This is a genomic window from Neobacillus sp. PS3-12, from assembly GCF_030915385.1.
Taxonomy (GTDB): Bacteria; Bacillota; Bacilli; order Bacillales; family Cytobacillaceae; genus JAEVLT01.
In genome coordinates, this window is sequence record NZ_CP133268.1 from 3,494,644 (window position 1) to 3,507,726 (window position 13,083).

Sequence of the window (13,083 nt, forward strand, 5' to 3'; positions counted from 1 at the left end):
GATGACCGATTATCACGAACGACTTACAAAGTTTTTATTAGATAAAAATGACTACTTATCATCAGCGCAGGCTAAGATATGGGTTGAATTACTTTGGGAAGACTTTGAAGCGACTTACGCAAAAGCGGGCCGTCCTTATCAGGGGATTGAAATGACAGAAAGAGTTGTCAAACAATGGATTCAGCAATATGGAGAAAAGCTGCATGAATTTGTAGCTCAAAATCCTAAATATAAAGATTATTTTTTATTGGATAAAAATACATTACATTAAAAAGCGATGACTATGGTCACCGCTTTTTAATGCTTTCAGCCAGGAATGACATCTAGTTTTTTACGGAGCTTTTCTTCGCTAAATATCCATCCTGTATAGGAATTGATAATATTAAGGTCCTGATCTAATTGAACAACTGCAACGAAAGGGTAGCGGTTGTTGCTTCTATACCGTAAATCGATAAAACGCACTTCATAGGCATCGTCAAATTCATCCACTTCCCATCGGTACACAGGTGAAAAAGAGAGGAAGGCGGATAAGTTTTTATCCTTTTTGGCTGCATCAAGAACGGGTGTGTCAGGTACAGGTACTCGATTAAATTGATCTAAAATAATGATTTGATTATTCACTCCCCGACCAACAAAAAATTGTTGAGGATTCGTGATGGCTATTCTCCATTGATTGAATCTAAGTGTAGGAGCAATAATTATCTCTGTTGCATTTGGTACAAGTTTAAGTACCTTTTGTCGGATACTCCGCTGTGCAAGTGTTCTAAAGATATAATAGGAAGCGACCACTGCATAGACAGCAAGGAAAGTGTATCCAGGATTTGCCCCTGCAATCCAGAGAATAATACCAACGACATGGATTGCAAATATGAAAGGATCAAATGTATTGATAATTCCTAGAGCAACCCATTTTGACGAAAATGGTCTAAGTGCTTGAGTTCCATAGGCATTGAAAATATCTACAAACACATGGAGGAAGACGGCGAAAAAAGTCCACAACCACAAATGTAATAAATTGGCGTCTGGGAAAAATGGATAGACAACTGCTAAAATAACGAGAGGCCATAAAATAACAGCCGGAATGGAATGAGTAATTCCTCGATGATTTCGAATATATACCGCGTTATTTCTAAGCTTTAAAACGGTATCAATATCTGGAATTTGTGAACCAACGATTGTTCCTATAAGAACGCTTTCCGTCATATGATTGCTTACGACGGCAGGATCTAGTGATGCAAGTCCACCTAAGGCAATTCCCATCACAACATGAGTTCCCGTATCCAAAAGGAAAGGACCTCCTTTTTAATTTAAAATAAAAACTAATGTCCTCAATATTATATTCCCACAAACTTTAGTGTTTAACAACTTGGAGGCCCAAAAAGAAATGGAAAATCAATTAAGTAATCTTGAAAAAATAGATATTGAAACTTTTCAAAATGATTTAATTTCGTGGTTTAAAAATGAACAGAGGGATTTGCCGTGGAGAAAAGATCAGGATCCCTATAAAGTTTGGGTGTCGGAGATTATGCTGCAACAAACAAGAGTGGACACGGTTATTCCCTACTTTAATCGTTTTCTTGAGTGGTTTCCTACATTAGATGATCTGGCAGAAGCTGAAGAAGAAAAGGTCTTAAAAGCTTGGGAAGGGTTAGGGTATTACTCCAGAGTCCGAAATCTTCAATCAGCAGTTAAAGAGGTACGTGAAAAATATAACGGTGTAGTTCCCAATAACCCGCAGGATATTTCTTCCTTAAAGGGAGTTGGCCCTTATACTGCAGGAGCCATTTTGAGTATTGCATATGGTGTTCCTGAGCCTGCAGTGGATGGAAACGTGATGAGAGTTTTAGCAAGAATCCTGTCCATTTGGGAAGATATTGCAAAACCGTCAACACGGAAAGTTTTTGAACAAGCTGTTAGATTGATGATCTCTAAAGAGGATCCATCTAGTTTTAATCAGGCGCTAATGGAACTAGGGGCATTAGTATGTACACCAACATCGCCTTCTTGTTTATTATGTCCTGTTCGCGAACATTGCCAGGGTTTTTATGAAGGGATTCAAAACGAACTGCCAATAAAAACGAAAAAAGTTAAACAGAAACAGGTTCAAATGGCAGCTTTTTTTCTAACCAATCAAGAAGGGAAGGTCCTTATCCATAAACGCTCCAGTGTGGGATTACTAGCAAATTTATGGGAGTTTCCAAATGTTGAAATTGATTTTCCTCTTCAAAATGAAAGAAGACAATTGGCTGGGCTTAGTGAAGATACATTAGGTGTCATAATCGAATCATTTAAGCGAATGGGCCAAATTCAACATGTGTTTTCCCATTTGATTTGGAATATTGATGCATATACAGGAACGGTATCAGCTTTTCCGAAAGAGGAGCAAGATTGGAAGCTTGTTACGATTGAGGAATTAGAAGACTATGCTTTCCCTGTACCTTATCAAAAAATGAAAAAGCTTTATCTGGATCGTAATTATTAGGTATGAAGGACAAAATCATGGTAAAGAACAGGCAAAATGTCCTTCATAAAGGTTATGAAGGACAAGATCATAGTTAAATCATGTAAAATTTCTTTCATTAAAAAATCATTAATCATAAACCATTTTAGTTCCATGAGTATAGTCAGCACCATCGCGGCCCAAACCGCCGCGATTTTCTATCTCTTCAATTATTGCGCAGTGAATACTAACCCCTTCACTATTTAAGTAAGGGGCCATTTGCTGAAGCGAATGGTGGAAAAAAGCAAGTTCACTTTTGTTCCATTCTGATTTTGGTATCATTGATAATTCGGTCATATCACGCCCTACATACATGTCAATCTTCCTCTCGAAAAAGTATATAGATTATTGTTTTGTTTAAAATTAACTTCTATGCATGCTAAAATGAATTCAAAAGGAATAAGAAAGGAATAGAAATCATGTCACAAAAAGTAGCACTTGTAACAGGCAGCAGCAGAGGAATCGGTAAAGCAACTGCACTGCGTTTAGCCAAAGAAGGATATGACATCGTTATTAATTATGCGAGAAGCAAAAAGGCAGCCTTAGAAACAGCAGAAGAAATCGAGGCCTTAGGAAGAAAGGCCTTTGTAGTAAAAGCGAATGTTGGTGATGTTAGTAAAATTAAGGATATGTTTTCACAAATTAACGAAGAATTTGGCCGCTTAGATGTATTTGTAAACAATGCAGCATCTGGAGTTCAACGTCCAATTATGGAGCTAGAGGAAAATCATTGGGATTGGACCTTAAATATAAACAGCAAGGCCTTACTGTTTTGTGCACAAGAAGCTGCAAAATTGATGGAGAAAAACGGGGGAGGAAAGATTGTAAGCATTAGTTCCCTTGGCTCGATCAGGTATTTAAAAAATTATACAGTTGTTGGGGTTTCAAAAGCAGCTCTTGAGGCATTAACTCGGTATTTGGCAGTTGAGCTAGCTCCAAAAGGAATTATTGTTAATGCCGTTTCTGGAGGCGCTGTTGACACGGATGCTTTAAAACATTTTCCGAATCGTGAGGAGCTTTTGCAAGAGGCTAAGGAAAAAACACCTGCCGGAAGAATGGTCGAGGAAGAAGACATGGTTAATTGCGTCATGTTTTTATTATCCGACCAATCAAGTATGATCAGGGGCCAAACCATTATTGTTGATGGCGGTATTTCTTTACTGGTTTAAAATTTCCAAATTTTAGTTGGATAACCTCCACGGTGCAAGGATACATTATTATCGTGGAGGTGATTTACAAATGGCAAATTTCAATAATCAGCCAAACAGAACATCAGCTGGAACAAACATTCAACAAGTAAGACAACAGAATGCATCGTCCTCTCAAGGCAGTGCTGGAGCATTTGGTACTGAGTTTGCGAGCGAAACAAATGCTCAACAAGTGAGACAGCAAAATGCTCAATCTGCTAGAAGCAAATCTGCAGGTGCAGCAGGAGCTGCTGGATCTACAGGAGCATTTGGTACTGAGTTCGCTAGCCAAACCGATGCTGCTGAAGTAAGAAAACAAAATCAGCAGTCTCAAGCGAACAAATCGCAAAACTCTGGTCAATTTGGCCAAAGCTAATTAAACTAAGCGAAAAAGGCACTTCATCATAGGGATGGAGTGCCTTTCTTTATGAACTTACACATTGTTAAGCGGACACATTCTTTTTTTGTCGACAAAACCTCCTGTTAATCTACAGAAGAAGTCAAAGGAATTTAGCTATGATTCAAGAATACATATAGAAGAATTTTAATAACAGGCGGTGGTTGAATGAGTGATTTTAACCGTTTAGTATATGAGCAAATGCTTACGATGGAAAAGTTATTGTGGATCCAAGGAGAACTTGAAAGATGCCAAGAAATTGAGGAGGAACTACATAACCTGCAAAATCAAACAAAGGTGGAAAGTATTCAATTTGAGATTGAACGAATGAAAAAAGAGCTCGCAGAAATCCAGCAAATGTTTGAAAAGCAAACAGAAGAAGTCATCCAATCGTACCATCGGATGGAAACAACTTCCTGTAGGTGAGGATGTCTTTTCGAAATTTTTTAGCTAATAGGAAAGAGTGAATTTCTAAAAATTTACTCTTTCCTATATCGCATTAGTGCAACTACCCTCTGTCTTCGCCCTTTAGGGCTCGCCAATCGGCGAGTTATCTTTAAAATAAAACTAAAAAATCTTCAACTTTTCGGTAAGAGTCATTGAAAACAATGGCTCTTTTGTTTTAAATTCTTGGCCAAACCGTTATAATAATAATAAATATCAAAATTTTAGAATTGTACTTTGTTTCCTATTGTTATAATAAAATGAAAGAATCGATTGGTTACAAAGCGTTCGGGAATGAAAGTAGGGGAAAACATGGGCGTACCCATAGAAGGAGCACCAATACAAATACACAGCTATAAACACAATGGGCACATCCATCGTATCTGGGATGAAACAACAGTTTTAAAGGGAACTCAAACTTTAATCATTGGTGCAAATGATCGGACACTTGTTACGGAATCAGATGGCAGAACATGGGTTACACGGGAACCTGCAATATGTTATTTTCATTCTCAATATTGGTTCAACGTAATCGGAATGATCCGTGAAGATGGAATTTATTATTATTGCAATATTAGCTCCCCTTATATATTTGACGGGGATTCAATTAAATATATCGATTATGACCTTGATATTAAAGTTTTTCCCGATATGACTTTTAACTTGCTGGATGAGGATGAGTATGAGCGGCATCGCAAAGAAATGAAATACCCTGATGTTATTGATCAAATTCTTAAGAAAAATGTTGAAAAGCTAATTCGTTGGATTCGTCAGCGCAAGGGACCTTTTTCACCAGACTTTATCGATATTTGGTACGAGCGGTATTTAACTTACAGAGGTTAATCAAAAGGCCGAACATTGATTATGGCTCCTGTTGATTTTGATCAACAGGTTTTTATTTGGCTTTAATGCAATAAAGACATGCCACTTGGTTAGTTTGCTTAGAAAGAGAGGGAAAGTCAATTTGGGCAGCATTCGCAGGTATCTACAATTTGTAAAACCTTATCGAAGGCAAATTTATTTAACAATCATCATCGGACTTATTAAATTTTCCATTCCTCTTATCATACCTCTACTTATTAAGTATGTTGTTGATGACATCGTCGGGAATAGTCATTTAATCCAGCATGAAAAAATTACAAAATTGCTCTATATAATGATATCTATGGTGGTTATATTTGTGATTTTAAGACCCCCAATAGAATATTTCCGCCAATATTACGCACAGTGGACAGCAAATAAAATCCTTTATGAGATTCGTGACAAGTTATATTCACACATTCAAAAGCTTAGTTTTAAATTTTATGCAAATAATCGGTCTGGCGAAATTATTTCACGAATGATTAATGACGTAGAACAAACAAAGGACTTTGTTATCACGGGGTTAATGAACCTTTGGCTGGATATGTCGACCATTATTATCGCTATTGCCATGATGGCTTCGATGAGCATAAAGTTAACGATTATCTCCATTTTGCTTTTCCCGCTCTACGCTTTTTCAGTGAAGTACTTTTTTGGGAGGCTTAGAAAACTGACAAGGGTCCGCTCCCAAGCGCTTGCAGAGGTACAAGGATATCTCCATGAACGGGTACAGGGAATGCCAGTTATTAAAAGCTTTGCGATTGAAAAATATGAGCAGTCCCAATTTGCCAAACAAAATAATAACTTCTTAAATAAGGCTCTCCAGCATACAAGTTGGAATGCTAAGTCATTTGCTGCAGTTAATACAATAACAGATATTGCGCCATTGCTTGTCATCGGTTATTCCGCTTATCTTGTCATTAACCATAGTCTTACGTTAGGAACAATGGTTGCCTTCTTTGCATATATAGATAAACTTTATGATCCGTTAAGAAGGTTGGTTAATTCATCGACAACGCTCACTCAATCTTTTGCATCAATGGACCGTGTTTTTCAATTATTGGATGAAAAATATGATATTGTCGATTCGCCAGATTCCATTGATTGCAAGGAAGTAAAAGGTGACATTACTTTTGAAAATGTACAATTTGCCTATGAAGAAAAGGGAGAGTCGGTTTTAAAGGATATTTCCTTGAATGTAAAAAAAGGGGAAACGATTGCCCTTGTGGGAATGAGCGGCGGAGGAAAATCAACATTTGTGAGTTTAATTCCCCGTTTTTATGATGTAACCTCAGGAAGAATCCTTTTAGATGGGATCGATATTCGCCGATTTAACGTGCAAACACTGCGAGACAAAATCGGTGTCGTTTTTCAAGATAATGTCTTATTTAGTGATTCCGTAAAAGCTAATATTCTGCTTGGAAAGCCTGATGCAACGGATGAAGAGGTTATCGAGGCAGCTAAAGCGGCTAATGCTCACGAATTTATTTTGGGCTTAACGGAAGGATATGAGACAAAAGTGGGAGAGAGAGGGGTAAAGCTTTCAGGCGGACAAAAACAACGGATTGCCATCGCCAGAGTATTTTTAAAAAATCCTCCACTACTGATTTTGGATGAAGCCACTTCTGCGCTTGATCTTGAAAGCGAACATTCCATTCAGGAATCATTGAATATTTTGGCACATAATCGTACGACTTTTATTGTTGCTCACCGATTATCGACCATAACCCATGCTAATCGTATTGTTCTGATGGAAAATGGAAAAATAAAAGAAGTAGGAACACATGATGAGTTGATGGAAAGACAAGGTAGTTACTTTAAATTATTTCAAATCCAGCAATTGGAACAAAAAGAACCCGGTGCAGTATGAACTGAACTGGGTTCTTTTTGTTACTTTTTTCTACTTTTTAATAGAAACTTCATTTTCATGATGGGAAATAAAACTAGTGATCAACCGATCTAAGTGTTCGACATGCTCTCCATATTCAAAAATTCCCGTAATGATTTGGATTGTATGATATAGACCTTGATCACTCTTGTCATTTGCTTCTTTTTGATAATCCAAAAAGAAATCAAGCAGTTCTTTTTTATCTAAATTTACTTGATCTTGTTCCAAACTGGAAGGTGTAGGAACCTTTCCTATATATCTCAACATGATCTGTTCATGATGATAGATGAGGATATCCAAATGGGCTTGAATAGATTGCTGAAAAGTTAAGGGTAAATGAAGCAGTTCATTTTCATATCGATGCAATCGTTTTAAGGTATCCAGCCCCTTTTTAACAGCGTTAATCATTTGGCGGTAAATGACTAGCTTACGTGACTTTTCCAGATGGTACTTTTTAAAATAACCACGTTCTTCTTTATACATTAAATAAAATTGCTCTGTTTGTATTCTATTTTCTTTAAGCTTCTCAATATCAAGCTTTAAGTGATTATGATCAAAAGCATGCCTAGAGCTTAAGCGAATCCATCTGATCATTTCCTCTGTTGTACTTGAAATCGCGGTGTACAGTTTTTGTTCATATTTAGGAGGCATGAATATAAGATTGACAATAAAGGCAGATAAAACACCAAGCATAATCGTTGAGAATCGAATGAAAGAAAATTGAAGAAAGTTCCCCCCAGTGGATTCCATAATAGCTAATAAAGTAACAAGAGAAAGCCCAATTGTATTCTCAATTTTAAGTTTTAAGTTAATGATAATAACGATGATCGCAGCAAAGCCAATGACAATAAAGGAGTTTCCGAGCACAAGTACTGCTAAGATGGAAACCAATGCACCAATAATATTTCCTTGAACTTGCTCAATGATAGATAAATATGATCGGTAAATGGTTGGCTGAATTGCAAATATCGCGGCAATGGCTGCAAAAATTGGTGAGGGTGAATGTAAAAGTTGTGCCAGATATAGTGATAAAACAATTGCGATTCCCGTTTTAAAGATGCGGGCACCTAGTTTCATTCTTTGTTTGTCCTTTCAGTATAATAAGATATTTTGAGAACGATAATGTACTATAACATCTTTTAAACTAGGGAATCAAGATATTTTTTTTAAGGCTGTATTAAAATTGGCTGTTGATTTATCTTTTAAACGATCAAAAAAAGAACGTCCGTGAATTTTTTACGGACGTTCTTTTTGCTTTAAAAAATCATTCTGTTGATACAGATGGATCTGCTTGTTCTTTAACAGGAGAGATTTGAACAAAGTGTTCTTCTGGGTTGTCTAATAACCTTTTTAGATTTGTTGCTTCTTCTGTTTGCCCATCTTTTTCAAGCAGTTCAATGTATTGATTTAATAACTCTTGAATATCTTGCTTACCACGGGTATTTAACTCTGAAACAAAGACTTTAGCGCCTTTTGCAATCCTGCGGCCAATCGCATCTTTCGTTAAGCCCATTTCCGGCTGATGGCGAATGTAAACAGCGCCTCCGGTCATACCAGCACAGATCCATGGCCCTGGGTCTCCCAAAACAAGACCGCGGCCATTTGTCATATACTCAAATGCAAAACCTTTAATGTTTGCATTTGCTCCAATATTTCCATGTTCCTTGTTAGGAATTGGTTTAGTTACTAAGCCGCCGATAACGATATCAGCTCCAGAAAGTCGGATTCCCGCACGTGCATCAGCGTTTCCTTGAGCAACTAACAATCCTTTCTGTGCACCATAACCAAAACCTTTTCCTACTGAACCATTATAGTATTTGCCATTTTTTCCTTTAGACTTAAGGATTTGAATGCTGCCGCCAAATGAAGTTTTACCAACACCATCCTGGCCGCCGCCATTAACAGTAATCGTAATTCCTTCACTATTGTATGCTCCTAAGCCATTTCCAGGAATAGAACCCTCTTTGTAATCTAAGTGGACGTTTGGAAGCTGGCGATATGAGCCATCCAATCGGCCTCTTACTCTGTGGCAGGATACACGGCTTCCAAGAACCCTTTGATCAGATGTCACGCTGACAAACTCCCTTGAAGAGTTTAACTGTTCAACACTAGCATCAAGGTATTCTGCACCTGCAGCAACCTGCATTTGAACCTGTTCAAGAGACTCATTCTTCTCCATGGAAGTCACTTTACCCATATCAATTGGTTTAAGAAGGTAGGAAAGGTCAAGTTTACGATTTCCTCCTACTTGCTCTAATAAATCAGAACGTCCAACTGCATCTTGCAATCTGTTGATACCAATGGATGCGGCAAGTTCTTTCAATTCATTTCCGAATGCTGTGAATAGGTTCGTAATTCCATTGACAGCTAAATCCAATTGACGAGGGACAAAACGTCTTAATCCGTGATCTTTCGCTTGTGCTTCTGTTTCAATTTGCGTTGCAATTCCGACATGGCATGTATCTAAATGACAGCCGCGGCAGGTAGTACAGCCAATTGAAAGCATAGCTAATGTACCGAAGCCAACGCGGTTTGCTCCAAGAAGCATAACCTTGATTACATCTAGAGCACTCTTTATACCGCCGTCTGCCCAAATTTCTACTTTATGGCGCAGGCCGCTTTCAAGAAGGGCATTATGTGCCGCCTTAACCCCAATTTCAACAGGAAGACCAACGTGTTGAAGGGCATGAATCCTTGCTGCTCCAGTACCGCCATCGAATCCGCTTAGTGTGATAATGTCTGCACCAGCTTTTGCAATTCCAACCGCGATTGTTCCAATATTTGGAACAACAGGCACTTTTACAGCAATTTTAGCTTGGTCGTTTGCTGTTTTTAATTCAAGAATCATTTGGGCAAGATCCTCAATTGAATAAATATCATGGTTGTTGGAAGGTGATATTAAGTCAGAACCAAGTGTTGCATTACGTGCAGCAGCAACCTTAGCCGTTACTTTTGAACCGGGCAAGTGTCCGCCTTCTCCAGGCTTTGCACCTTGCCCAATCTTAATCTCCAACAGATTTGAAGAGTTTAAAAGTTCAGCATTAACCCCAAATCGTCCAGATGCAACCTGCTGTCCACGTGTTCTAGGATATTTACCTAACATATCCTTAATTTCTCCGCCTTCACCATTTAAGCTAACCATATTTAAGCGGTTAGCACCTTCAGCATAAGCACGGAAGGCTGTTTCGTTTTGTGAACCAAACGACATTGAAGAAATTAGGAATGGCAGACTATGCTCGCCAACAGTAATATCAACATCTTCTGGAGAAACTGATTTTCCAGTGGCTTTTAATCCAGCAAGATGACGGATTGTTGTTGGATTTTCCATTTCTTGTTCAGTAATCTTGTCACGGTAAACACTGTAATCACCAGTTGCGGCCACTTCACCGATCGATTTCCAAATACGAGGAAACAGGTGGAAGGTCTTACCAACCCGAGATCCTTCAATTTGATAATCTTCTGCTCTTGCGATTGCATCTTTTTCTAGGGAATCAAAATCAGATTCCAGTTCATTTGATCCGAAAAAGTTTACAATGTTTAAAATATCAGCAACTTGGTCATTTAATCCGATAGAAGAGAATAAACGGCCGTATCCGCGTAATTCATGGATTCCAATTGTTGAAATTACTTTTTCAAGTCCTTTAATCAAAGCACTGTAAAGATTTAGAAGCGGTTTTGTGTTTTCATCATTCATAACCGTCATAAACATATAATATGGGCTTACTAAATCAGCGCCTAAACCAATAACGGTAATAATATCATGCAATGAACGAATCGCTGCAGAGCGTAATACTAAGGAACAATTTCTTCTTAACTCTGCTTTAACCAATGCTTGATCGATGGCAGAAACAGCTAAGTGCGGGTCAATCCAATAAGTACCTTCTTGGTGTGCATTGGCATCATCCAAAACAATAAGGGTTTTTCCGCTGACAACTGCTTGAACGGTTTCATTAGCTAATCTTTTTAAAGCATCTTCTAATTTTTCATCTTTTGTAAAAGTAGTAGAAATAAAGACTGCTTGCTTTTGATTCTGATAATAGTTTACAACCTGGTCGAAGCTAGGCTGATCTAATTCCTCGGAGCAAGTAAAGCCCATTTTACCTTCTAAAAGGATTGGGGTTGCAAGCTCAATTACAGATCCAATATCTTCATGTGTTGTTAATGAAGGTCGTTTACCAACAATCACGCGAGTTGAAAAGTGCTCTGTTTCACGATCACGGTCGATAGCAGGGTTTGTAACAACAGCTACGCTCTCCTTAATATAATCCGCAATATTCTTTCGTTCTGGATTAAGAGCAGCAAGTGGTGCGTCATGTCCGAGTGAACGGATTGGCTCTACTCCTTTTTCAGCCATTTGCTCAATAAGCTGAATATGATCTTTTTCCCAGCCAAAAGCTTTAAATTGCCCATTATGGATCTTATCAGGATAATTCATCGTAATTGTTTTTTCCATTGGCGGGTGTGTCAGGCGCTTCCGAGAGTTCTGAAAGCTTAAACGTTTATAGTAACGATTGAAAACTTCTTCTTGATATTCTTTTTGTTCAAATAATTGTAGTGTATCGCCATTCCATTTAAAACCAACCTTTTCCCCTGGTGCTAAAGGTTTTGGCTCATTTACATATTCAGAGGAAGGAAAAATACCAGGCTCTGAGGAAAACATATATGAAGTTTCTTTTTCAAGCATCCAAAGAGGGCGCAAGCCAAGTGCATCAACACTAAAAACAGCTTCATCACCATATCTTGAGATAATCCCGGCAGGACCTTGAGCATAGTGGCCCCATGCTTCACGAATATACGTATAAAGATCTTGAAGGTGCTCTGGATATGCCTTGATTTCATTTACGATTGGCGGGAATAAAAGGTCCATTACCTCAAATAAGGTGTATTCATCCCTGCAGATCAATGATTCCATTGTTCTGCTTAAATCTTGTGAATCACTTCCGCCTTTAACTAATGGAATCCCAATCATTCTGGCTTCATCACGAAGCTTTTCAATTGTATTAATTTCTCCATTATGACCGAGTACGCTAAAAGGCTGTACACGGAAAAAGCTTGAAAGAGTATTCGTTGAATATCGATTATGACCAAGTGTCATAGTTGAAGCAACAATTGGATTCGCTAAATCTTGATAATAACGCGGCAGAATGTCACCTGCACCCATTACTTTGTAAACAGCATGGTTTTGGCTGAATGATGCTACATGAACATCATCGTTCTCTTCAAAGTCAATAAGCGTATTAAAGAGAATTTTGTTTAATTCCGTCCCTTTCTTATTTGCAACACAAGCAAACTGCCAGAACACTGGATTCTCTTGTGAGGCGATCGGGCCTAGAGCAGATAAATTTGTCACTTGGTCATTTTCATACACAAGTGTTAGCTCCGCCTTTTCTAATTTTTGAATTAGGTCGTTCTTTACAGATGTCCAATCTGCTTTACGGCTGACAAAAATATGACCAACAGCAAATTCTTCTTTATCTACTAAAGTTTCATCTACTTCTGCATTCCGCAATTTCTCTTTCCAGAGTTCTCTTGGAATATCAATATGAATTCCAACTCCATCACCTTCACCATTAATAAAACCTGCGCGGTGATTCATGCTTACGAGCGCATTGATACAATCAAAGATATTTTGTCTGGTTGGTATTTTGCTTTTTTCAAGGCAAGCGACTATTCCACACGCATCATGTTCGTCATTGTGGAAATTTTCAAATAAAGAAGGGTTCCAAGTTTGATTCATTAGGCAATGGCTTCATAGGATATTCCTGTAAAGCCGCTCCACCTCCTAAACAATTTATGATTTAAATTT

At 38.1% G+C, this 13,083-nt stretch carries 11 protein-coding genes; 7 read left to right on the forward strand and 4 right to left on the reverse strand.

The genetic code is table 11. The annotated features are described in order from the left end of the window. The first annotated feature begins 1 nt into the window (after window position 1). Complete coding sequence (locus tag RCG17_RS17650; RefSeq protein ID WP_308171435.1) at window positions 2-271, forward strand: YfhJ family protein; 270 nt, start codon at window positions 2-4, stop codon at window positions 269-271. A 35-nt stretch (window positions 272-306) separates the two neighbouring features. Here the strand turns inward: RCG17_RS17650 and RCG17_RS17655 are convergent, their stop codons facing one another. Then, the gene (locus RCG17_RS17655) at window positions 307-1,284 is read right to left on the reverse strand and encodes a metal-dependent hydrolase (protein WP_308171436.1); all 978 of its coding nucleotides are present in this window, start codon (window positions 1,282-1,284) and stop codon (window positions 307-309) included. A 100-nt stretch (window positions 1,285-1,384) separates the two neighbouring features. Here RCG17_RS17655 and mutY point away from each other — a divergent pair, with 100 nt between their 5' ends. Next, window positions 1,385-2,482: an A/G-specific adenine glycosylase gene (mutY, locus tag RCG17_RS17660; protein ID WP_308171437.1), complete on the forward strand. Its 1,098-nt coding sequence runs from the start codon at window positions 1,385-1,387 to the stop codon at window positions 2,480-2,482. A gap of 108 nt (window positions 2,483-2,590) precedes the next feature. On the opposite strand, the gene RCG17_RS17665 is transcribed toward mutY, so the two are convergent. After that, window positions 2,591-2,815: a hypothetical protein gene (locus RCG17_RS17665; protein ID WP_308171438.1), complete on the reverse strand. Its 225-nt coding sequence runs from the start codon at window positions 2,813-2,815 to the stop codon at window positions 2,591-2,593. Window positions 2,816-2,919: 104 nt separating this feature from the next. Here RCG17_RS17665 and fabL point away from each other — a divergent pair, with 104 nt between their 5' ends. The 5 genes from fabL (at window position 2,920) to RCG17_RS17690 (ending at window position 7,259) form a co-directional block, all read left to right on the forward strand. Further along, window positions 2,920-3,669 (forward strand): enoyl-[acyl-carrier-protein] reductase FabL, encoded by a 750-nt coding sequence (fabL, locus tag RCG17_RS17670; protein ID WP_308171439.1) that lies wholly within the window; start codon window positions 2,920-2,922, stop codon window positions 3,667-3,669. Window positions 3,670-3,739: 70 nt separating this feature from the next. Then, entirely contained in the window at window positions 3,740-4,063 is a 324-nt protein-coding gene (locus RCG17_RS17675; protein WP_308171440.1) for a gamma-type small acid-soluble spore protein, read from the forward strand. 189 nt (window positions 4,064-4,252) lie between these two features. Continuing rightward, window positions 4,253-4,510, forward strand: a complete 258-nt coding sequence (locus RCG17_RS17680; RefSeq protein WP_308171441.1) for a YgaB family protein — start codon at window positions 4,253-4,255, stop codon at window positions 4,508-4,510. Between the two features lie 330 nt (window positions 4,511-4,840). Continuing rightward, on the forward strand, window positions 4,841-5,371 hold the full coding sequence (locus RCG17_RS17685) for a nucleoside tri-diphosphate phosphatase (protein WP_308171442.1): 531 nt from the start codon (window positions 4,841-4,843) through the stop codon (window positions 5,369-5,371). Between the two features lie 121 nt (window positions 5,372-5,492). Further along, window positions 5,493-7,259: an ABC transporter ATP-binding protein gene (locus tag RCG17_RS17690; RefSeq protein ID WP_308171443.1), complete on the forward strand. Its 1,767-nt coding sequence runs from the start codon at window positions 5,493-5,495 to the stop codon at window positions 7,257-7,259. A 30-nt stretch (window positions 7,260-7,289) separates the two neighbouring features. Here the strand turns inward: RCG17_RS17690 and RCG17_RS17695 are convergent, their stop codons facing one another. Beyond that, window positions 7,290-8,354 (reverse strand): FUSC family protein, encoded by a 1,065-nt coding sequence (locus RCG17_RS17695; protein WP_308171444.1) that lies wholly within the window; start codon window positions 8,352-8,354, stop codon window positions 7,290-7,292. Between the two features lie 187 nt (window positions 8,355-8,541). Next, window positions 8,542-13,014 (reverse strand): glutamate synthase-related protein, encoded by a 4,473-nt coding sequence (locus RCG17_RS17700; protein ID WP_308171445.1) that lies wholly within the window; start codon window positions 13,012-13,014, stop codon window positions 8,542-8,544. Between the last annotated feature and the right edge of the window lie 69 nt (window positions 13,015-13,083).